21 protein-coding genes and 1 tRNA gene are annotated in these 20,833 nt (G+C 35.6%); 4 read left to right on the top strand and 18 right to left on the bottom strand.

Annotation, left to right across the window (positions count from 1 at the left end; all coding sequences use genetic code 11):
* The first annotated feature begins 29 nt into the window (after nucleotides 1-29).
* Nucleotides 30-1,088: a ferrochelatase gene (gene hemH / locus AC5XHR_RS06060; RefSeq protein WP_495949889.1), complete on the top strand. Its 1,059-nt coding sequence runs from the start codon at nucleotides 30-32 to the stop codon at nucleotides 1,086-1,088.
* Between the two features lie 61 nt (nucleotides 1,089-1,149).
* Here hemH and AC5XHR_RS06055 read toward each other — a convergent pair whose 3' ends face one another.
* Nucleotides 1,150-2,364, bottom strand: coding sequence for a type IX secretion system plug protein (locus AC5XHR_RS06055; protein ID WP_495949888.1), 1,215 nt, complete (start codon nucleotides 2,362-2,364; stop codon nucleotides 1,150-1,152).
* Nucleotides 2,365-2,469: 105 nt separating this feature from the next.
* On the opposite strand from AC5XHR_RS06055, the gene AC5XHR_RS06050 reads away from it, so the two are divergent.
* The gene (locus AC5XHR_RS06050; protein WP_495949887.1) at nucleotides 2,470-3,108 is read left to right on the top strand and encodes an MBL fold metallo-hydrolase; all 639 of its coding nucleotides are present in this window, start codon (nucleotides 2,470-2,472) and stop codon (nucleotides 3,106-3,108) included.
* A 27-nt stretch (nucleotides 3,109-3,135) separates the two neighbouring features.
* Here the strand turns inward: AC5XHR_RS06050 and AC5XHR_RS06045 are convergent, their stop codons facing one another.
* The 11 genes from AC5XHR_RS06045 to AC5XHR_RS05995 all read right to left on the bottom strand — a co-directional run bounded on the left by AC5XHR_RS06045 (nucleotide 3,136) and on the right by AC5XHR_RS05995 (nucleotide 12,490).
* A complete protein-coding gene (locus AC5XHR_RS06045; RefSeq protein ID WP_495949886.1) occupies nucleotides 3,136-3,987 on the bottom strand; it encodes a phage tail-like protein in 852 nt (283 codons plus the stop codon).
* Nucleotides 3,988-3,993: 6 nt separating this feature from the next.
* Entirely contained in the window at nucleotides 3,994-4,839 is an 846-nt protein-coding gene (locus AC5XHR_RS06040; RefSeq protein WP_495949885.1) for a phage tail-like protein, read from the bottom strand.
* A 4-nt stretch (nucleotides 4,840-4,843) separates the two neighbouring features.
* Entirely contained in the window at nucleotides 4,844-5,755 is a 912-nt protein-coding gene (locus tag AC5XHR_RS06035; protein WP_495949884.1) for a phage tail-like protein, read from the bottom strand.
* Between the two features lie 120 nt (nucleotides 5,756-5,875).
* A complete protein-coding gene (locus tag AC5XHR_RS06030) occupies nucleotides 5,876-6,433 on the bottom strand; it encodes a thioredoxin family protein (RefSeq protein WP_495949883.1) in 558 nt (185 codons plus the stop codon).
* 46 nt (nucleotides 6,434-6,479) lie between these two features.
* Complete coding sequence (gene miaA, locus AC5XHR_RS06025; protein ID WP_495949882.1) at nucleotides 6,480-7,379, bottom strand: tRNA (adenosine(37)-N6)-dimethylallyltransferase MiaA; 900 nt, start codon at nucleotides 7,377-7,379, stop codon at nucleotides 6,480-6,482.
* An 82-nt stretch (nucleotides 7,380-7,461) separates the two neighbouring features.
* Nucleotides 7,462-7,809 carry a YkvA family protein gene (locus AC5XHR_RS06020; protein WP_495949881.1) on the bottom strand — a complete coding sequence of 116 codons (348 nt, stop codon included), beginning with the start codon at nucleotides 7,807-7,809 and terminating at the stop codon, nucleotides 7,462-7,464.
* Between the two features lie 50 nt (nucleotides 7,810-7,859).
* Nucleotides 7,860-8,408, bottom strand: coding sequence for a TlpA family protein disulfide reductase (locus tag AC5XHR_RS06015; RefSeq protein ID WP_495949880.1), 549 nt, complete (start codon nucleotides 8,406-8,408; stop codon nucleotides 7,860-7,862).
* 96 nt (nucleotides 8,409-8,504) lie between these two features.
* Entirely contained in the window at nucleotides 8,505-9,074 is a 570-nt protein-coding gene (locus AC5XHR_RS06010; protein WP_495949879.1) for a thioredoxin family protein, read from the bottom strand.
* Between the two features lie 74 nt (nucleotides 9,075-9,148).
* The gene (gene aroC, locus AC5XHR_RS06005; RefSeq protein WP_495949878.1) at nucleotides 9,149-10,213 is read right to left on the bottom strand and encodes a chorismate synthase; all 1,065 of its coding nucleotides are present in this window, start codon (nucleotides 10,211-10,213) and stop codon (nucleotides 9,149-9,151) included.
* Nucleotides 10,214-10,246: 33 nt separating this feature from the next.
* A complete protein-coding gene (locus AC5XHR_RS06000; protein ID WP_495949877.1) occupies nucleotides 10,247-11,884 on the bottom strand; it encodes an LIC_10190 family membrane protein in 1,638 nt (545 codons plus the stop codon).
* Between the two features lie 63 nt (nucleotides 11,885-11,947).
* Nucleotides 11,948-12,490: a YMGG-like glycine zipper-containing protein gene (locus tag AC5XHR_RS05995; protein WP_495949876.1), complete on the bottom strand. Its 543-nt coding sequence runs from the start codon at nucleotides 12,488-12,490 to the stop codon at nucleotides 11,948-11,950.
* 290 nt (nucleotides 12,491-12,780) lie between these two features.
* On the opposite strand from AC5XHR_RS05995, the gene AC5XHR_RS05990 reads away from it, so the two are divergent.
* Nucleotides 12,781-13,059 (top strand): YHS domain-containing protein, encoded by a 279-nt coding sequence (locus tag AC5XHR_RS05990; protein WP_495949875.1) that lies wholly within the window; start codon nucleotides 12,781-12,783, stop codon nucleotides 13,057-13,059.
* A gap of 67 nt (nucleotides 13,060-13,126) precedes the next feature.
* Here AC5XHR_RS05990 and AC5XHR_RS05985 read toward each other — a convergent pair.
* Nucleotides 13,127-13,197, bottom strand: a tRNA-Cys gene (locus AC5XHR_RS05985).
* Nucleotides 13,198-13,319: 122 nt separating this feature from the next.
* Between AC5XHR_RS05985 and ribB the strand changes: the two genes are divergently transcribed.
* Nucleotides 13,320-14,444 carry a 3,4-dihydroxy-2-butanone-4-phosphate synthase gene (ribB, locus tag AC5XHR_RS05980; RefSeq protein ID WP_495949874.1) on the top strand — a complete coding sequence of 375 codons (1,125 nt, stop codon included), beginning with the start codon at nucleotides 13,320-13,322 and terminating at the stop codon, nucleotides 14,442-14,444.
* A 33-nt stretch (nucleotides 14,445-14,477) separates the two neighbouring features.
* Here the strand turns inward: ribB and fmt are convergent, their stop codons facing one another.
* The 5 genes from fmt to folK form a co-directional block, all read right to left on the bottom strand.
* On the bottom strand, nucleotides 14,478-15,428 hold the full coding sequence (fmt, locus tag AC5XHR_RS05975) for a methionyl-tRNA formyltransferase (RefSeq protein WP_495949873.1): 951 nt from the start codon (nucleotides 15,426-15,428) through the stop codon (nucleotides 14,478-14,480).
* A 3-nt stretch (nucleotides 15,429-15,431) separates the two neighbouring features.
* On the bottom strand, nucleotides 15,432-17,345 hold the full coding sequence (locus AC5XHR_RS05970) for a RecQ family ATP-dependent DNA helicase (RefSeq protein WP_495949872.1): 1,914 nt from the start codon (nucleotides 17,343-17,345) through the stop codon (nucleotides 15,432-15,434).
* A gap of 72 nt (nucleotides 17,346-17,417) precedes the next feature.
* On the bottom strand, nucleotides 17,418-18,875 hold the full coding sequence (locus AC5XHR_RS05965) for an OmpA family protein (RefSeq protein WP_495949871.1): 1,458 nt from the start codon (nucleotides 18,873-18,875) through the stop codon (nucleotides 17,418-17,420).
* 27 nt (nucleotides 18,876-18,902) lie between these two features.
* Nucleotides 18,903-20,384, bottom strand: a complete 1,482-nt coding sequence (locus AC5XHR_RS05960; protein WP_495949870.1) for an OmpA family protein — start codon at nucleotides 20,382-20,384, stop codon at nucleotides 18,903-18,905.
* Entirely contained in the window at nucleotides 20,381-20,818 is a 438-nt protein-coding gene (gene folK, locus AC5XHR_RS05955; protein WP_495949869.1) for a 2-amino-4-hydroxy-6-hydroxymethyldihydropteridine diphosphokinase, read from the bottom strand. Before folK ends, AC5XHR_RS05960 begins: the two co-directional genes overlap by 4 nt.
* Nucleotides 20,819-20,833 lie beyond the last annotated feature (15 nt).

Raw genomic sequence — 20,833 nt, 5'->3', positions numbered from 1 at the left:
TTAACCAAACAAAACTTAAAAAAGGTATTTTGCAAACAACGGATCAAAACCTTAGTGGACAGCGAAAAAAAGGAATATTATTGGTGAATTTGGGATCTCCAAAATCGACTAAAGTAGAGGATGTAAAGGAGTATCTTGACGAGTTTTTGATGGACGAACGTGTTATTGACTATCGTTGGTTTTTCAGAAATTTGTTGGTTCGTGGCATTATTCTAAGAAATCGTCCTGCAAAATCTGCCGAAGCCTATAAAACGGTTTGGACGGATCAAGGTTCGCCTTTAATTGTGATCACAGAGCAGATTCAAGCCAAATTGCAAAAATTGGTTGACGTTCCTGTCGAAATCGGAATGCGTTATGCAGAGCCAAGTATCGAAACGGGAATCCGAAAGTTGACAGAACAAGGCGTAACCGATATTGTTTTGTTCCCTTTGTATCCGCAATACGCGATGAGTACAACTGAAACGGTGGTTGAGAAGGCTGAAGAAGTTAGAAAAGCAAAATTCCCAACGGTAAAAATCAATTATATAGAGCCTTTTTACAATCGAGATATTTATTTAGATTGTTTGGCGGAGCACATTCAAGAAAATTTACCAGCTGATTACGATGCGCTTCAGTTTTCGTATCATGGCGTTCCAGAACGACATTTGTACAAAACCGATCCAACCAAAACATGTAAAATTGGTGATTGTTGCTTCCAAGACAACAATCCTTCCCATAAGTTTTGTTACCGTCATCAATGTTTTAAAACGACGGAAGAAGTTATCAAACGCTTGAATATTCCAAAGGAAAAAACCGCAGTAACTTTCCAATCTCGATTGGGAAATGATAAATGGATCGAGCCGTACACCGATGAAACATTAGAAAAGTTGCCTTCTAAAGGAGTAAAAAAGTTAGCGATTTGCTGTCCTGCTTTTGTTTCTGATTGTTTGGAAACCTTGGAGGAAATTTCCGTAGAAGGAAAAGAAGAGTTTTTACATGCTGGAGGTGAAGAATTTCACTATTTACCATGTTTAAACGATGATGATCGCTGGATTCAAGTTGTAAAAACGCTTTGTGAAGAAAAGCTACACGAGTTTTATTTAGTGTAGATTTTTGAAGTTTTAAAGTATTTATAAAGTTTCGGGCGGCCCAAAGGGCCGCCCGAAACACTTATTTTACAGGTGTGCGAAACTCACCGTAGCCTAGAAGACCGTCGTAGTTTCGTCCAAAAGGTTGATAATACAAAAGGGCTTGATATAGGTTTTCCGTTTGCCAGAAATTCCCGTTGACTTCACCGAAGTTTAACTTACCATCTCCTGAATCGGTCGCTAAAATATAGTTGTAAAAACCTTGCTTCAAATAGATTTTAGCTTCATAACCTTTTGCCACTTCGTTGTATTTCATTTCGGCTTCTTGCGAAGGTTGAAAATTATTAAAACCACCAAGAACATAGAATTTTTTGTCAACAGGTTGCGATTCTAAAAAGAAATGCACCCACGAATAATCGCCTTCTCGATTGGCATCACGTTCGTTTCCGCTTCGACTACTTCTAAAGTAATAGGCACCATTTACATCGGGTTGGTATTGATAATTTAGAGGAAATGCCCAAACCGGAAACAAATACGTATGCAAAATGCCATCTTGATTTTCTGCTTTCGCAATCATGTCATACGCCTGATCAATACTTCGATTGTTGAAATAGTAAAACTCATTGTTTCCTGGAAAAGCGAGTTGCATTTGTTGAAACAAAATTTTGTTTCCCAGAGAAGAACTTGGTCTAAGATTCGTCAAGGTTTGATTCCAGTTGTTATTTTGCATCACATTTAAACTAACCGAATTGATGTTTCTAGACAAAAGATCATTCAAACCCACGGCTTGCACTTGAACTCGTTGATTAATTTCAGGATTTGAAGAGTTCGTAATTCGGCTAACATCGACTGCAACGGTTGCTTGATTTTCAGAAACCATAAATCGTTTGGTGAAGAGCGGTTGTGAAGGTGAATCTTTATAGACTATTAATTCAAAATTTCCAGAAATAATGGGTTGAATTTTATCATTGGGAAATTGAAGTTCGTAATGCGTGTATTTTTGATAGGTGTTAAAGGAATATTGAAATTGATCAATTAAGCCATTCATCGGTCCTTTTGCAAATTCCGTAAAAAACAATCCATCATCTTTCCAGTTTCGATCGTAATGTTTAATGGTGTATCGATAGACGGTCGACGAGTTGCTTAAATCATCAAACTTTAAAATAAGTTGTTGATTTTTTGTGATCACGGGAGTCTCGTCATTCGTCTCGGGATTAAATAGCATGATTCCTCGAATATCTTGTGAGAAAATCAAGGTGCTAATTAAACTGAAAATCAAAAAGAAAAAGTTCTTCATAGGTTGTGTAGACTGCTATTTTTATTCCAAATTAGAAATTTAAAGCTTCTAATTTCTCAAAATGTAAATATCTCAATACTTTTGTAGAATTCAAAATCGGAAATTATGATTCATATTCAGAAATTTACATTCAACCCATTTGGGGAAAATACGTACGTGGTTTATAACGATGAAAAGCTCGCTTATATTGTTGATCCTGGAAATATTCAGGATTTTGAAACGGCTGAAATTGAATCGTTTATTTCCAAAAATGAACTAAAGATTGAATCGATTTTGCTTACCCATGCACATATTGATCACGTTTTGGGATTGCAATGGGCGCGTGATACCTATAAAGTTCCTGTTTTCTTGCATGAAGTAGAGCAAGAGATCTTGGATCGAAATCCTTTTACAGCGAAGCAATACGGCTTTTTTATGAAACCATTTGAAGGTGATAAAAAGTATATTCAAGAAGGAGAAAAGCTTCACTTAGGAAATAATGAATTTGAGATTCTCTATGTTCCAGGGCATTCTCCAGGGCACATTGCATTCCATAATACCGATCAAAAAATAGTTTTATCTGGAGATGTCCTATTTGAAGGGAGTATTGGTCGAACTGATCTTTACAAAGGCGATTACGAACAACTTTTAGATAGTATTCGTACAAAATTATTCACTTTAGACCCGGAAACGAAAGTATATTCCGGACATGGAAATCCAACAACTATTGGATTCGAAAAAGACTACAATCCGTTCTTTAAATAAAAAAGCTCCCATTAGGGAGCTTTTACTTTATTCTGCCAATCTCGTAATACGTATTGATTTTTTGATGTCAGCGGCTAGCCTAGTATTAATTGCTGTACCTTGAATATAATTTGCCGTTGGTACAGCTGGTGTACTTGTGGGTACAGGTCTTGAAATTACAAATCTAATTTTATCATTTGCACCAAACTTGTGTACGATATTTGGGAAAACAATACTCATTATTTTTTCGGTTGCCTCTTGCTCTATGGGTCTAGAGGACGCAACGACATTTGTCCAAGCACCGGTTCCTCCAATCTGTTTCTGTAATGTTAATACAAAATTTGTTGCGGCACTTGAAGGGGTGCGAATGGTTACCGAAAAGGAGCCAGACAACTGATAAAATGATGCCGTTTTAATGGTGATATCTGTGCCGTCAGGAGCTGTAATATCTGCAGTATTTGCAATTAGAACATCTGAAGCTAACCATTGAATAGGGATAGTTCCACCATTATTAATCGTATTACGTTCTTGAGCATCAAAATCCTGTTTAATAGTGGATACTCTTGCGAAATCAATTGGCTTCTTTAAATTTTTAATTTCTGTTAAATAGGTAAAAGTTCCCCATTTACTACTATCCCAAGTGTAAATTCGGTTTCCTTCAATTAAAAGGTTTCCTGAATTTGCGGTGGTTGTGTTGTAGGTCATCAAAGATAGCGCCGGATTCGCGATCGTTTGGTTGTCATTGATTGCTTTTAACGCTACTTTAGGTAACAAGACACCTTTATTTGTTGAGGTTACATCTAAGAGTGCGGACGAATTTGGGGTTGTTGTTCCTATTCCCACCTGAGCTTGAAAAATTCCAGCTACACCAAGAAAAAATAGGGTATATAAATTTTTCATCTTTTGTTAGTTTAAATATTGAATTCGTAAACTTCTAGAATAGGTCATTCCTGTTCCAATGTATATTTTTGAACCAGATCCATGAGTTCCAACGGTGGAGTAAACAGTACAACGAATTTTTGCATCTTTTGCCACGTTGACAACCATTGGTGATATGATAATGGTTTGTGAATTTCCACCAGTTTGTTGCCCCCAAACAGCAGTGTTTTTTCCAATATCCGTCCAGTTTGTTCCATCGGTTGAGTATTGAATCGTAAACTCAAGATTAGCCGAGCTGCTTAAATCAACATTCGGATTCATTGTAATTGAGCCTGAAACTTCGTATTGCCCTGTTTTATTTACAGTAAATGTATTGTCTGAATTTAGGGTAATGTTATTGCCACTGTTAAGATGAATAACAGAGCTTCCCGTGGTATCAGTTTGCCAATTGACAACAATTGGGGCGGCGCTCACCGTACTAGTGGATTGATTTTGCTTTCCTACAATAAAAAAAACTTGCGGGAATAGTTCTCTCTTTACAACATCTAAAGTTGCTATATCAATCCATTGAACACCATTCCAAAAATAGAACATATCTTTAAAAACGGCTGTTGTTGCATTCCCGTTAAGCATGGAATCTTGTAAGTTAAATACGATTAGTCCAGCGGCTGGGTTCGTTATAGTAGTAATGTCTTTATTATGAGTAAGATTTACTCTTGGTAATAAAAATCCTTTTTTGCTTGCTAGGTTACTTACGTCCATATCTAATGCAGCAGAAGCGTGAGGCGCATTAGTTCCAACTCCAACTTGAGCATAGACAATATTTGTAAATAGGATTACAAAAAAGAATAGTAAAAATTTTATATTTTTCATAACCTTATAAATTAAAATCTAACAGTTGAACACGAATCGATTTTGAAATGGGAGAATTGGGTTGCGTGCCAATATAAGGTTGTCCATCATGTCCATGATCATTTCCTGCGGAAGAGACAAAAGGATTTGCAATTACTAACCGGAATCGATCTCCTTTATTCAATTGTATTGGGAATGCAATGATATTAGCTGTTCTAAGATTTCCAGCTACTCCTTTTCCCCATCCAATTCTTGATAAAGCCTCAGTGTCCGTCCATGTTGTACCATTATTAGTTGATCGCTGAATTTTTACATTTAAAAAGGCACGTTGATTCCCATTAGCAACATTTGTGTCTAATGTAATATTCATAGGGTTGTAATTAACATATGCCGAAAAATCATACAAGCCTGTTACGTTAATGGTGAACGAATTATCAGTATTCTTGGTGATAATGTTCCCTACATTGATTGTTGGAGTTCCGGAAAAGGTTACTACTTTATTATTGGATGAGCTTGCGGTTGTGTAGTTCATTTCGGTTTGGGTAAACGTTTGCGTACCTGTACCTTCAATATAAAAGATTCTCGGTTTTACGGCTTCCTCTACAAAGGATTTTAAAGGCATTGATAGCCATTTTGCTCCATCCCAAAAATAATAGTTATTGGCAACGACATTATTCGGGTAGGTCCCGGCATCGCCAAGATTGTAAACTAACAATCCTTTTGCTGGACTTGCAATTGTAGATTGGTCTATTGAACTTTGTAATTGAACACGCGGTATGAGAAGCCCGTGCTTAGCGTTGATATTTTTTCGGTCCTGAGAATTAATGTCCAATATGGATGATGGGTCCGGATTGGCTGTGTTAATTCCTACTTTGCCTTTTTGTGAAAAGACACAGGTACTCACTAGGATACCTCCTAACAGTACAATTTTTTTCATCACAGATTTTTTGCAAATATAGAATATTTTTGAATATTCATAATTTTAATCTTCTAATAATGAAAGCTTTGTAGTGAAATCATTGAAAAAGCTCCCAATCAGGGAGCTTTTATTCTTTCTTTATTTCCATTTGATATTGCAACCTAAACTTGGACGCTGGATGTCTTCTTGAGGTTCGCCTGCTAAGAGATTTTCAAAGGCGATAATTAAATCTTCACCCGTAATTTCTTTATTGTTTCCAGGTCGGGATTCGTCCATTTGACCACGGTAAATTAAATCCAATTTGTCATCAAATAAGAAAAAATCTGGTGTACAAGCTGCATCATATGCTTTCGCGATACTCTGACTTTCGTCGTACAAATACGGGAAGTCGAATTTTCTTTCCACTTGAAATTCCACCATTTTTTCTGGAGAATCGGCAGGGTATTTTTCAACATCATTCGCGTTAATTGCGACAAACTCAATTCCCTTATCTTGATAATCTTCGTATAATTCGGTCAATTTATCAATAACATGCAATACAAAAGGGCAGTGGTTGCACATAAAAATAAGTAAAGTCGCTTTTTCGCCTTTCAAATCTTCTAAAGATTGCATTTCATTCGAATGTGAAGGATTAGGAAGTTCAAAAAAAGGAGCTTTTGTTCCCAAAGCGAGCATGTTAGAAGGTGTATTTGCCATTTTTTGTATTGTTTTAGAATGTTTTAGTGTATTTAATTTTTCCTTTTTAGAGAAGTTCTTTGAGCAAAGATACGGATTCTGTCATTGCATTTTCGTAGTTTACCCAATGGATGTTTTCTTCTTTTCGGTACCAAGTTAATTGTCGTTTTGCAAAGCGTCTTGAGTTTTTTTGAATTTCAGAAATCGCAAAATCGAATTCCCAATCTCCTTGTAAATATTTGAAAAGTTCGGTATAGCCTACGGTTTTCAAAGCCACTAAATCTTGATGGCTTTCTAATTTTTTTATTTCATTGAGAAGTCCGTTTTCCACCATTAGTTCAACACGTTTGTTGATTCTTTCGTAAATAATTTCACGTGGTGCTTCAATTCCGATTCGGATGGTTTTGAAATTTCGTTGATGCGTCGGATTTGATATTAAACTAGTATAAGTTTCACACGTTTGCCACATCACATCAATCGCTCGTAGAAGTCGACGTGGGTTTTCTAAATCAACTTTTGAATAATAATCTGGATCCAAATCTTTTAGAAGATTTTGCAATGCTTCTAAACCTTGGATTTCCCAAATATCTTTTAATTTTTGTTGATTTTCTTCATTGGCTTCTGGAAGATCATTAAGACCTTCAATTAAGGCTTTTTCGTACATCATACTTCCGCCAACCAAAATAACGACATCGTGCTTTTCGAAAAGCTGCTCAACCAGTTTTAAAGCATCCACTTCATATTGTCCGATGGAATAATAATCTGTTACGGCTAAATGGCCAATAAAATGATGTTTGACCTCTGAAAGTTCTTTTTTTGATGGTGCGGCGGTTCCAATTTCCATGCCTTTAAAAAACTGTCTAGAATCGCACGAAATAATTTCAGTAGCGTAAAATTTAGCCAAATCGATAGCCAATTTAGTTTTTCCAATTCCTGTGGTTCCTACGATGGAGATTAACGTTTTCACGCTGTAAATTTCAGCAAAAATTCGGCAAATAAAAAATCACCCCAAACATTGAGGTGATTTTTGTTTATTTTGTGTTTAAAATTTATTCAACTGCACTTACTTCAATTGTCTTAGAAAATGAAGCCGAATCTTGTTTTTCTGCTTGCCAGAATAAAAATTTATCAACTTCCTTAATCAATCGAGGCATGATGAGTGACAAAACGGCCAAATCATCCAAAGCTCCAACAAAAGGAACCGCAATTCCCGGAATTAAATCGATGGGCGAAATGATGTAGATAACACCCGCTAAAGGTATCGCTAAGTCCCAAAAATTGACTTTATACGTCCCTTTGCGCCATGCGTTGAACATTCTAAAAATATCTGGAATCTTTGCAATAAAACCTTTGTTTTTGATTGCTTCCTTTACCAAGTGAATTTTTGAGTATTTCATTTTTTATAAATAAGTTTACGTTACTAAAATCTCAAAATCCGTACCAAATTTTATGGTGTCACATTGTCTATAAATTCATGGATTTCTTTAGAATTCCAATCAATTGATGAGGTTTCTTTTTTCAAAATTTGCCCTGAACCGCTTAACAAATAGGTTGTTGGGAAAACTTTCGGTAGCATTTTGTCAGAAATCGGACTTTCTGCAATATAAACTGGCGCTGTGTAGTTGTTTTTTTTCAAAAACTCGCGCACTTTTTCTTCTTGATCTTGCATTGCAATAAGTACAAAATCAACTTTTCCGTTTTTAGATTCGTATAATTTTTGGATTGAAGGCCATTCTTCACGACAAGGTGGACACCAAGTTCCCCAGAAATTTAGGAAAACCGTTTTTCCTTTCAAGTTTTTTAAATTCGTACTCGCGACATTGATTCCCTTTAATTGAACGTCTAAATCAGCTTCCGTGAAACTAGAAGCAGATTGAACGGTTGCAACAGGAAAAAATTGATCCGTGATTTTTTCTCGAATCGAAGGAATTAAAAATACAGCACCAAGCGCCAATACGATGACAATATATACTGCGTTTTTCTTAAAAAAATTCATACCATTTTCTTTATTATAACCTTAAAAATACGAATGTCAAAGTTACGTTTTTTTGAAAGGTAACTTTGACATTAAGTTTTGGAAAAAAAAGCTTTTTTAGATTTTTTCTAATAATTCTTCAATAATATCTTTTCCTTTATTTTTTGTGTAATACACTTGCAATTCGTTGTGGAAATCGTCTTTGGTGTAGGTTTCCGGATTGTCTTTATGTTTTAGCAATAATTCGGTTCCTGCTTCTGGACGAGGCCCCCAATGGGAGATTACGTCATCATTTTCGTCGAGAATCAAAATAATGGGAATTGATTTTCCGCCATTGGTTAAATAGCTATCAATTAAATCATTTTGATCTCTATATGTGATTCTAACTTCATTTGTTGGAGAGAAAAAAGCGTTTACTACAGGAACAATCATGGCTGCATCACCGCACCAGCCTTCGGAAATAATTAATATTTTGCCTTTGAAATCTTTTTGGTTGAATTTTTCTACCAATTCCTCTTGAGGTTTGTAGGTTTTATCAACACGATGCATGCGCATTAACCCCAATTTATAATATTCTAAATACGTTTTGTCTTCTTCTGAAGTACTGTTTTCTAACGATTGAATTTTAGCTTCGCTATCTAACAAATAGGTTGAATAGCTTATCGCATTTTCCCAATAGGTATTCATAGATTTTTATTTTGATACAAATATCCCACAAATTTCGGATAGTGAATGTGATAAATGTTACGTTAGATTCGGGATTAATTTCCTATTTTCCTTGTTTTGTTAATCAGATACATATCGGCTAAAACAAAGGCAGCCAATGCTTCTACAATTGGAACTGCTCTAGGAACAACACAAGGATCGTGTCTTCCTTTTCCTTCCAAAATTACTTCGTTTCCGTCTTTATCTAAAGTAGTTTGAGGTCTAAGTATGGTTGCAATAGGTTTGAACGCAACGCGGAAGTAAATATCCATTCCGTTACTGATGCCGCCTTGAATTCCACCTGAAAGGTTGGTTTTCGTTGTAAAGTCGTCGTTGAACAAATCATTATGTTCTTTACCCGTCATTCGAGAACCGCAGAAGCCACTGCCATATTCAAAACCTTTTGCTGCATTAATATTCATCATTGCTTTGGCAAGTTCGGCTTGAAGTTTCATGAAAATTGGTTCGCCTAAACCAACAGGAACATTTTTGATCACGCACGTAATAGTTCCGCCAATTGTATTGCCTTCTTTTTTGATTTCTTTAATTCTTGAAATCATTTTCTCAGCAGATTCCTCATCAGGACATCGAACGATATTGGATTCCGTTTTTGTGAAATCTAAATCTTGGTACGGCTTTTCACAGAAAATATCACCAACAGAGGAAACATAGGCATTAATTGAAATTTCAGGAAGCATTTGCTTTGCCAATGCACCAGCAACAACCCAATTTAAAGTCTCACGAGCTGATGATTTTCCACCACCGCGAAAATCTCGGAATCCGTATTTCTTGTCGTATGTATAATCGGCATGACTTGGGCGATAAGCTTGTGCAATATGATTGTAATCTTTGCTTCTTTGGTTTTCATTTTCTACCAAGAAGCCTATGGGTGTTCCCGTTGTTTTTCCATCAAAAATTCCTGATAGAAATTTCACTGTATCGCTTTCTTTTCTTTGCGTAACAATAGCAGATTGTCCAGGTTTTCTGCGATCCAAATCCAATTGAACCGCTTCCAAATCTACTTCCAATCCTGCTGGAAAATTGGTAATAATTCCGCCATAAGCCAATCCATGGCTTTCCCCGAAAGTTGTTAATGTCAATAAGTTTCCTAATGCGTTCATATGAGTACAAAAATAGAGAATAAGTAAAGAACTCTAACGTTTCTTACTGTTTTCTTCCCAGTTTTTTAAAATGATTTCTAATTTTTGCTTTTCTTCTGGATTTATTTTCTTCCAAATAAAGCCCTTTTTAAGGTTTTTCCCGTCTTTTATTTGAGGAAAAATACCTGCATCTTTATATTCAACAATAAAACCAGGAGAAATTGCTGGAAGTGGCGTATCAAAACTAAATGGATACGAATCAACAACGTTTATTTTCAGATTTCCAATTTGATAGGTTTTGAATTTTTTTAAAGAATATTCTGATGGCTTTATAAGCTGACTAGCTTTAAATGTTCCCATAAAATGCCCTAATTTAAAGCTCGGAATCCATGTTCGTAACCAAAATGGATTAAATAAAATGGAAAGGAGTAAAAGGCTCAAGCCAAATGACGCAATGAGCACCGTTTTCTTGGATTTTATTTGATAAAATAACATCAAAATAATCACAAAAAATACATCTAATAAAAATCGATATTGAGCAGAAACAGCGATAATTAGTAGTGATTTTAGTAAAATTGAAACAAATAATATGGTGATTGTTTTTGATTTTCGAATGAAAGCAAAAACGCCTATAACTAGCAAGCTTAATGCGAAAATTTGGTGGATAATCGATTTGATTCCTTTTAGAAAAAACCAATGATAGACTTTGTCTCCAAAACTAAAATGTTGAATTTGTTCCACTGAAAATTGCATATCAAATGTTTTCTGAATGGAAATTTTAGCTGAATTTTGCATGAGTTCAGCATTTGGTTTCCAAGGTAAATTGAAGTCTAAAATGGTCATTGGAAATACAGGATATCCGAACGTCCAAAGATTCTTTAACATAAAAAGTAGAAGGATGCAACCTCCGGGAAGCCACCATACGTTTCTTTTCTTTAGGACGAAAAGCCCATACAGGAAAACAGCAAGTGGTGCCCAAATTAATGTTGGTTTTATCAATATTATGAAACAAGATAAAGCAAATAGACTGGAGATGTTTTTGTTGTAATTAAGCAATTCATTGACGAGTAGTAACCCAAAAATGATAGCGGGAAGGTCGGGACTTGGCGATTGTACAAAGAGAAGGAGAATTGGAAGGATTAAAAAATGAATCCATTTTTTCTTTTCTAAAGCGTAAATTAAATAGACAAGCAACACCAAAGTGTTCAATCGCAAATAAGGATCTGTGAAATTGGAAAATCCTGCTTGTAAAATATGCCATGTAGACATTTGACCCAATATCAAATCCAGATTGGAGATTCCTTGCACCAAACCATATTCCCTTAACCAAAAAATTGTTGGAACATAATATCCAAAATGGTCTAAAATGAAAGGGTAGAAGCTAGAAGCGAACAAAATAATTCCAAAAAAGGGAAGGAAAATCTTATAGTTTTCTTTTAAAAAATCCCAAAAAAGGAGATAGAGTTTAGATTGGATAAAAAATCCAATTCCAATCAGGATGGTTGTTGTTTCGACCCAAATAGAAATTCCTGTAAAAAATGCGATTACAGTACATAAAAAACCGAGGGAAACAAACCCTGCAACTAGATAACTGCTTACTCTTTTTTGTATAGGAAAAACATAAGTAGCGAGAAATCCCCATCCTAATAAGGTCGGTAGTATAAGCGCCAAAGTTCCTAGTAAATACAGCATAAAAAAGATTGCTTAAAATTAAGCAATCTTTTATAACCAATATATCTATATTATACTTAGATCTTATCTTTGGACTCTACCGTCCTTTCTATCTTGCGATCTACCGATTGTGTAACCCGTTGCACCACCTACGATACCACCAATTACGGCACCAGCACCTCTGTTTCTTTTATTAATAATTGCACCTGCAGCAGCACCACCTACGGTACCGATAATTGTTCCTTTTGCGGCTTTACTCATCCCCTGTTTTTGTTGAGTTGCTTGTCCAGAACCATTATTTGCATAGGCTCCGTTGCTTGAACTCGAACTTGGAGCGTCACGATAAACGGTTCTTGTAACAACACGTTGTTTAGAACTACTTGCTGCATTAGAACGAGCAATAGAAGCTTGTTTCTCTTTTTCAGATTTTGCTATACTGTCTTTAGCTTTTTCGAAGGCGATTTTTTCCTTCTCAATTGCTAATTTTTGTTTTTCAATTTCTAATTGTCTCGCCTGAAACTCTAATCTTTCTTGCTCAATTGATTTTTGAGCAGTTACAGTTTCGTCTTTTTTACAGGCAGTTAAAGTTAATACTGATAAAATACCTGTCATCATTATATTTTTCATAGCGTCTATTTTTCAGGTTGTATTAGGGAAGTGGCAAGAAGCAAACCATTGCAATGTTAAGAAAAAGTTAAAACTCTCATGTTTTGTTTTAAACATCTATGAATAAAGGGTTTTTAAGAAGTGTTTATTTTTAAAATTATCGTTAATAAATCAAAAATGACCAAAAATGTTCGTGGTTTTTAATGTTCAATTCTGGTGAAATTCGTTTTTGATGCCATTTCCAATTAAAATCTAAATTTTATAGAGTAATTTTACCTTTTTAAAACGTTGAAATTTTAATTACGAGAATAATGAAGAAGTCCTTAGTTGCCCTGTTTGGTTTGATTTTAATTGTTTCTTGCTCTAAAAATGAAAATTTTGAAGTGAAGAAAGTGAGCAAAATGAAAGCGGAGAATAGTTTAAGTGGAGTAGTTGTTGTGAATGAGTTGGATCCTGTTTGCGAAATGGCAACAAAGGATTATTTGAAAGATACGGTTGTCTATAATAAGCAAGTTTATGGATTTTGTAGTGATCACTGCAAAGCTGAATTCAAGAAGAATCCTGAAAAATTTTCAGCCAATCTTAAATGATTTTACAATTTAAATCAAATAAAAAACCCTAAACGATTGAATGTTCAAAGTTTAGGGTTTTTTTTAGAGGTGCCTAGCGGATTCGAACCGCTGTAGATGGTGTTGCAGACCACTGCCTAGCCGCTCGGCCAAAGCACCATTTCGGTGTGCAAATTTAGTAAAATATTTTTATTAAAGAAATAATATCATAGAAATTGATAGAAATCATCATAAAACCGAAAAGACAATTAGTATCTTTGTGGAAATAAAATCTATATAAAATGTCAGATATTGTTCTCAATACTATTCCTGAAGCCATTGAAGATCTTAAAAATGGTAAAGTAATTATAGTAGTTGATGATGAAGATAGAGAAAACGAAGGTGATTTTCTTTCAGCAGCCGAGTTGGTAACGCCAGAAATTATCAATTTTATGACCATTCACGGTCGTGGTTTGATTTGTACGCCGCTTCCCGAAAAGCGTTGTGATGAGCTAGGTTTAGATGTGATGGTGACTCGTAGTAGCGATCCGAAAGAAACAGCTTTCACGGTAAGTATTGACCTTTTAGGAAATGGTGTTTCTACTGGTATTTCTGCAAGTGATCGTGCACGTACGATTTTAGCTTTGATGGATGAAAAAACAAAACCTGCAGATTTCATGCGTCCAGGGCATATTTTCCCATTGCGTTCTAAATCGGGTGGCGTTTTAAAAAGAGCGGGACATACAGAAGCCGCGACAGATCTTACAAAATTGGCTGGTTTAAAAGAAGGTGGCGTTATTTGCGAAATCATGAATGATGATGGTAGCATGGCGCGTCTTCCAGATTTAATGGTTTTGGCGAAGAAATTGGATCTTAAAATTATTTCAATTGAAGATTTAATTGATTATCAGCTTAAAAAAGGAGATTTAGTACACCAAATTGAAGAGCGTAAAGTAAAAACGCATTATGGAGATTTTGATTTCCATGCGTTTCAAGAAAAACATACGGATCAAATCCATTTTGCATTAACGAAAGGATCTTGGGAAATTGATGAACCGGTGATGGTTCGTGTACAAAGTTCAAGTGCGTATTTTGATGTACTTTCTCGATTGACAAATGGTGAAAAACCATTGTTAGAAAAGGTTACCGATATCATTAACAAAGAAGGTAAAGGAATTGTAATTTTCATTAATAACGTTTCGAATGCAGAAAATACATTGCGTAAATTGCAGCAATTCAACGATTATCAAGATGGAAATGTAAACAAGCCAACATTGAGTGCAAACTTTATGGAATACGGAATCGGAACTCAAATTTTAAAGAAATTGGGAGCAACGAAATTCCGCGTTTTGACACAAAATGTAAATCAAAAACCAATGATTTCAGGTTATGGAGTAGAAGTAACCGAAATGGTCCAAATAGACTAATTCAAAGTGATTTGAATACGAAATTAGCGCAGTTTACTGCGCTATTTTTATTTGATCTAGACTTTTAAAACCGTTGATAAAGTCTTTAATATTCATCCTTTTCTTTCCTTCCAATTGAACTTCTGAAGGGTAATATATTCCACCATTAACGTAAATTTCCATGGAATTTTTTGTGAATTCGAGTGTTCCTGAAGGTTTGTTATGATTTGTTTTTTTCATTTTTCCTTCGGATATTTTCAAACCTTTATTTTCTTGATCGATTTGTAAAGTTGTAAAAGCGCACGGATATGGCGACATTCCTCGCACGAAATTGTGAATAGTCGTAATATCTTGAGACCAATCAATTCGCGTATCTTCTTTGAATATTTTAAACGCGTTTTTCGGGTTTTCGGAATGAGGCTGAGGTTTTTCTTCAATAGTTCCTTCGGAAAGTCCATCAAGCGTTTTAACAACCAATTGCGCGCCCATAACCATCAATCGATCATGTAAACTTCCAGCATTTTCTTCGGGATCAATAGGAAGTTCTTCTTGAAGTAAAATATGGCCTTCATCAATCTTTTCATTAATGAAAAAAGTTGTCGCTCCCGTTTTAGATTCTCCATTGATGATGGCGTAATTAATTGGCGCAGCACCACGATAATCGGGCAAAAGCGAAGCGTGAAGATTGAATGTCCCTAATTTTGGAATTTCGAACAACATCTTCGGCATCATTCGGAATGCTACAACAACAAAAACATCTGCATTTAAGTCTTTCATTGATTCCAAAAATTGAGGATTCCTTAGTTTTTCTGGTTGGAAAAGAGTGAGATTGTTTTCTACAGCATATTTTTTAACAGGCGATTCGTTTATCTTTTGTCCTCTGCCACTTGCTTTATCGGGAACAGTAATGACGCCGACAACTTCGTGTTGAGAGTGATGAATAGCGTTTAAAGATTGAGCGGCAAATTCGGGAGTTCCGAAAAAAACAATTCGTAATGATTTCATAGTTTAAGCGATCGTATAGGTTCTGAAGTTCAACATTCGTACTTTTCCATGGTCGAGTAGGAGAATGAGCTCTTCAAGTATTTTTTCTTTGTTTGGATTAGCTAAAATAATGCTCAATTCTTCTAATGAGCTTGGTCTAGCCTTTAATGTTTCTAAAAGTTCTTTTTCTAACGATGGTTTCTCAAACATCGTCGAAAGTTTTAATTTTTGATGACAGTACGAGCAATTTCCACAATCTTTCTGGTCTTTTTCGCCAAAATAGCTGAGAATCATCCGCATTTTACAAAATGAATTTTCACGTATAAAATACTTCATTTCTTCCCATTTCTGAATTTTATTTTTCAAAATGGAATAGAATAGTTTCCAATAGTGATTGAGAAGCATTCGTTCGTTTCTTGGATGCAAAAATCGAATTGTATCATTTGCACTATTCAAATATTCCAAATAGCCTTTCTCCTGAAGTTCTTTTAAACGCTCGTGGAATAATTGAGCGCCAATTTGAATTTTGTCTAAAACGCGTTCTTCATTAAAGTGAACTTTTCCTGTCGTAAATCCGGTGATATTTCGTTGTAAAAGTTCTAAAAAGTAAGCATCAGATTTCGCTAAAGATTCAATTTGATCATGATCAATTAGCAATGTAATTGATGATTGTCCTGACCTTGATTTTTTTAGATAAACAATTTCTTGCTGATGTAAAAAGTGAACTACTGATCTAATCTTAACAGGCGTTAGTTTTGTTAATTTTTCTAACCTCGTAATGTGAAAAGGAAACTCAATATCGGTTTGTTCGTGATCGGCAATTTGATAAAGAGAATACAAATAGGTGATTACTTTTTCATATTCTACTTTGGTTGGCGTTTGATTTTTTAAAATATCATCACTACGCATTAAATCTTGTTCCGTCCACAACATATACGCCGCACTGTCATTACCATCACGACCTGCTCGTCCAATTTCCTGATAGTAATTTTCAAGAGAATAGGGCGGTGAATAATGAAATACAAAGCGAACTTGATTTTTGTCAATACCCATTCCAAAAGCATTGGTGGAAATCAAGATATTTTGATTGCTGTTCATCCACCAGTTTTGCTTCCTTTCTTTGATATCGGGATGCAAACCTGCGTGAAAAAAATCTACATTCAACAATCCTTTTGAATTAAGGAATTGCGCTAGTTTTTCAGCTTCATAACGCGTGTTGGTATATATAAGACCCGAAGCTTTGTTAAGCTTTAAAAAATGATAAATATGATCGTATTTATCGGCTTTTGGTAACGTATGGATCTGGAGATTGGTTCGTTTAAAACTTTGTTGAAAGATTTGAACTTTCTTCAAGTTGAGTTTAGAAACGATTTCTTCTAAAACTTTTGGTGTTGCCGTTGCCGTTAACGCAATAATTGGAATGTTTACGAATTGCTCCCGGAACATGTTGATGTTTTGATAACTCGGTCGGAAGTCCTGCCCCCATTCGGTAATACAATGCGCTTCGTCGACTGCAATAAAAGAAAAGTCAATTTCCGGTGCTTGCATCAAAAATTTTTGATTGCTTAAACGTTCTGGAGAAATGTAAAGAATTTTTGTCGTACCATTTTTACAATTTGCATAAACTTGATCTTCTTCAATGAGATTTAGATCTGAGTTTAAAAAATCAGCTTCAATTCCTAATTTTTGTAATTGATCAACTTGATCTTTCATCAAAGCTAGGAGTGGAGAAATGACAAGACAAGTTCCTTCAGAAATTAAAGCGGGGAGTTGATAACATAAGGATTTACCGCCACCTGTCGGTAAAAGACATAAAGAGTCTTTTCCAGAGAGGATACTATCAATAATTTCTTCTTGTAATGGCCGGAACGTAGGAAAGCCCCAAATAGTTTCTAGGGTATTTTTCTTTAAATTTTGATATGCTTGTTCCGAATTCACTTCGTAAAATTAGGGATAATAAAAGAAAAAACCACGCAGAACTGCGTGGTTTTTATATAGAGATTTACTCGATTATTTAGCTTCAAAATATACTCTTCTGTTTGCTCTGTTTTTCCATTCTGGACATTTAGTTGCAGGCTCGCATTCTGGGTATTTCAAGTTTTTCTCACCTCTACCTTCTGCTTCTAACTTACCGCTAGAAACTCCGTTTTGGATTAAGAAGTTCTTAACGTTGTTAGCTCTTCTTTCAGAAAGTTTTTGGTTGTAAGCATCAGTACCTCTTGTATCTGTTCCACCAACTACTTTGTAGCTACCTCCTTGAGAAGAGTTAATATAATTAACTGCATTGTTAAGGATTGGTGTGTTAGAAGGTAAAATTCTATCAGAATTTAAGTCGAACTCAATTCCTTCAAGAACTCTTACATCATCAGTTACAGTACCTGTTCCTGTTGGAGTTGTAGGACAACCATTGTTTTCTACTGGTCCTGGAACAGTTACACACTTATCGTAAAGGTCGATAACACCGTCTAAGTCAGCGTCTAAAGCTACACCAGCACCGTCAACTCTTGCACCAGCTGGAGTATCTAATTGTCTATCCCAATCGTCGCAAACTCCGTCGTTATCAGCATCACCATTTTTACAAACTTCAACATCTTGGTTTTTATCAGCCAATACGTCTAACTTGTAGTAGATTTCTTGTAATGGATCATGCCAGAATAAATGAGATTGGTGTTTTCCTAACTTTAAAGTAACCCCTAAAGTTGCGTTGAACATATTGTCAGAGATTTGATCTTCTCTTTTGTTAATGCTGCTATATTGTGCACCTCCACCATCAAATTCATCATCACCAGTTACAATATACATTAATCGACCTTCGATATCGATTCTTCTAGATGCTTTGTATTTAAGACCAGCACCCGCTTGACCAAATAAAGAATTGAATTTAAAAGGCTTAACTTCAGTCATAAGTCTTTGACCAGCTGCATCTTCTAAATACGCTCTATAAGCTAAAGTTCCAACACCAGCATAAGCGTGTAGCGCCCATCTGAAAGGAGAGTGATTATCAACTCTTCTTAAAAGGTTAGATACATTTAAATCTCCTAAAATTGAGATCGCATCATATTGAGTTCTAGCACCAACATCTTGGTAACCAGTCCCTGTTGCGTTGTCTTTTTTCGTATTAAACCAACCTTGTCTGGTTTCACCCTTATCGTATTGTAATTTTAATCCAAATGCATGAGTGATTGCTTTGTCAACACTGAAATATGCTGAATAACCAAATAGATTCTTACCGTTTCCATTCTTAACAGAAGTTAAGTCTGCAGATTGTACTAACGGTACCCCTGCACCAGCTGAGATTGACCAATCATTAAATCTTTTAGATTCTTTGGTAAATGGCGATACATTAGCAGATCCCGACGAAAATGTGTTTGGATATCCGTCAACAGTTGCTACAGCAACGGTATCTTGAGCAAATCCTAAAATCGGTAACGTTAATGCTAATGCTACGCTAGCTAAATTTAGTTTCATATAGTGAATTTTTAGTTAAAAATTAAATTATTTTTGTTTGAAGTAAACTCTTCTGTTTGCTTCGTTTTTCCATTCAGGACATTTTGTAGCAGGATCACATTCTGGATATTTAAGATCTGTTTTCCCCCTACCTTCAGCTTCTAACATTGAGTTATTTACTCCTTGATTGTTTAGATATTTTACAACAGCATTTGCTCTTCTTGCCGAAAGATCCATGTTGTATTTATCAGAACCTCTCGTGTCTGTTGCACCAATTACCAAGAACTTATCACTTGAGTTTAAAGTTTTAATAATTGAAGCCGCTTGATTTAATTTGTCATAAGAAGTTGGTCTAATCTTATCGCTATTTAATTCGAATTCGATTCCTTCAAAGTTTTTATTAACTTCATCGATAGTACTTAAATTACTACTTACAGTAGGAGTTGTAGGACAACCGTTGTTTTCCACTGGCCCTGGAACCGTTACACATTTATCGTAAAGGTCGATTACTCCATCTAAATCAAGGTCTAAAGCTACACCGGCACCATCAACTCGTGCACCAGCAGGAGTGTCAAGTTGTCTATCCCAATCATCACAAACTCCGTCATTGTCGCCATCACCTTTTTCACAAACCTCTAAATCAACTTGTTGATTCTCTAGAACTCCAGCTCTGTAATAAGCCTCTTGAAGTGGGTCATGCCAAGCCAAGTGTGAAAGATGTTTGCCAAGTTTGAAAGTTAAACCTAGATTCACCGTCCACATATTATCAGAGTATGAATCGTTGATTTCGTTGTAATTAATTGACGGCTTACCTGTTCTAGCCCAACCACCGCCATCGAATTCTTCATCCCCCGAGATAATATACATCGTTCTTAATTCAACATCAACTCTACGTGACGCTTTGTATTTCAATCCAAGACCTCCTTGGTAGAAGAATGATGCAAGACCTAAATCTTGTGTAATAATGATTGGAATTCGAGCAGGGCTTGTGCTCCAACGAGATGCGTTTTGATCAATTAATTCCGTGTTATACGATTGGAAACCAATACCTGCATAACCATGTAAAGCCCATCTATAAGGAGAATGGTTGTCCACTCTTCTTAGTAAATTAGAAAAGTTAATGTCTCCCAACAATGAGATTTGGTGGAATTTTGTCCAAGCATCTGCAACACCCGCAAGTTGGCCCTCAACTCCTGGAAGTTGTCCTTTTTGATTTGTTTTACCGGTTTGGTATTGTAAACTTAGCCCGAAAGTATGGCTAATTTGTTTATCCAAACTTACGTAAGCATTCCATCCCCAATTGATTTTTTTATCGTGGAAAGAAGTAAGGTCAGCATGTGCCATGAAAGCAGCACCTCCACCTACCGAAATTGCCCAATCGTTGAATCTTCTAGCCTCGTTGTTGAATTTACTTACGTTGGCTGAACCAGAAGAGAAGGTATTAGGATAGTCTGTAGAAGACCCTGTACCCTCGTTCTGTGAATAGATTGCAATAGGCAATGATAAGGTTAGTAATAAACTTAATTTCATATTCTATGTTTTTCAGATAGTTCGAGATCTTGTAGCAATTCCCTAGAGAAAAGCCTCTCTTCCATATGTTTTTTATGTGGTATGGTTAGTGCATTGCTTTCATAAGAAAGCGTATTGTACTCCACAATATCAATGTCAATAATACGATCATGGTACTCTCCAAATGCTTTAGAGTCCTTATCTCGTCCCATTTCTCTTTCAATATTTTTCACTTCTCTTAATAGCTGAAAAGGTGAAAGATGCGTAATAATCGACAGTGCAATATTACAAAAAATATTAGAACTGACAAATTCTACGGGGTCTGACATTATTTTTTTTGAACGGTTACAAATAGTTCCTATTCTATTTTCTATTTCACTGATTGCGAGATCGATATTCTTATTTTGATCTCCAATATTACTTCCTAGTAACAAAACGGCTTTTTGTTGCGACATATTGAGCAAATTAGG

The organism is Kaistella sp. CFF1-2, from assembly GCF_059509915.1.
The sequence above is the reverse complement of the archived record's forward strand: the minus strand, read 5'-3'. Positions and strand labels throughout refer to the sequence as shown.

Excerpts from the sequence above, each read along its gene's own strand:
- AC5XHR_RS06055 (WP_495949888.1), bottom strand. The coding sequence starts at position 2,364 with ATGAAGAACTTTTTCTTTTTGATTTTCAGTTTAATTAGCACCTTGATT.
- AC5XHR_RS06050 (WP_495949887.1), top strand. The coding sequence starts at position 2,470 with ATGATTCATATTCAGAAATTTACATTCAACCCATTTGGGGAAAATACG.
- AC5XHR_RS06045 (WP_495949886.1), bottom strand. The coding sequence starts at position 3,987 with ATGAAAAATTTATATACCCTATTTTTTCTTGGTGTAGCTGGAATTTTT.
- AC5XHR_RS06040 (WP_495949885.1), bottom strand. The coding sequence starts at position 4,839 with ATGAAAAATATAAAATTTTTACTATTCTTTTTTGTAATCCTATTTACA.
- AC5XHR_RS06035 (WP_495949884.1), bottom strand. The coding sequence starts at position 5,755 with ATGAAAAAAATTGTACTGTTAGGAGGTATCCTAGTGAGTACCTGTGTC.
- AC5XHR_RS06030 (WP_495949883.1), bottom strand. The coding sequence starts at position 6,433 with ATGGCAAATACACCTTCTAACATGCTCGCTTTGGGAACAAAAGCTCCT.
- AC5XHR_RS06020 (WP_495949881.1), bottom strand. The coding sequence starts at position 7,809 with ATGAAATACTCAAAAATTCACTTGGTAAAGGAAGCAATCAAAAACAAA.
- AC5XHR_RS06015 (WP_495949880.1), bottom strand. The coding sequence starts at position 8,408 with ATGAATTTTTTTAAGAAAAACGCAGTATATATTGTCATCGTATTGGCG.
- AC5XHR_RS06010 (WP_495949879.1), bottom strand. The coding sequence starts at position 9,074 with ATGAATACCTATTGGGAAAATGCGATAAGCTATTCAACCTATTTGTTA.
- aroC (WP_495949878.1), bottom strand. The coding sequence starts at position 10,213 with ATGAACGCATTAGGAAACTTATTGACATTAACAACTTTCGGGGAAAGC.
- AC5XHR_RS06000 (WP_495949877.1), bottom strand. The coding sequence starts at position 11,884 with ATGCTGTATTTACTAGGAACTTTGGCGCTTATACTACCGACCTTATTA.
- AC5XHR_RS05995 (WP_495949876.1), bottom strand. The coding sequence starts at position 12,490 with ATGAAAAATATAATGATGACAGGTATTTTATCAGTATTAACTTTAACT.
- AC5XHR_RS05990 (WP_495949875.1), top strand. The coding sequence starts at position 12,781 with ATGAAGAAGTCCTTAGTTGCCCTGTTTGGTTTGATTTTAATTGTTTCT.
- ribB (WP_495949874.1), top strand. The coding sequence starts at position 13,320 with ATGTCAGATATTGTTCTCAATACTATTCCTGAAGCCATTGAAGATCTT.
- fmt (WP_495949873.1), bottom strand. The coding sequence starts at position 15,428 with ATGAAATCATTACGAATTGTTTTTTTCGGAACTCCCGAATTTGCCGCT.
- AC5XHR_RS05965 (WP_495949871.1), bottom strand. The coding sequence starts at position 18,875 with ATGAAACTAAATTTAGCTAGCGTAGCATTAGCATTAACGTTACCGATT.
- AC5XHR_RS05960 (WP_495949870.1), bottom strand. The coding sequence starts at position 20,384 with ATGAAATTAAGTTTATTACTAACCTTATCATTGCCTATTGCAATCTAT.
- folK (WP_495949869.1), bottom strand. The coding sequence starts at position 20,818 with ATGTCGCAACAAAAAGCCGTTTTGTTACTAGGAAGTAATATTGGAGAT.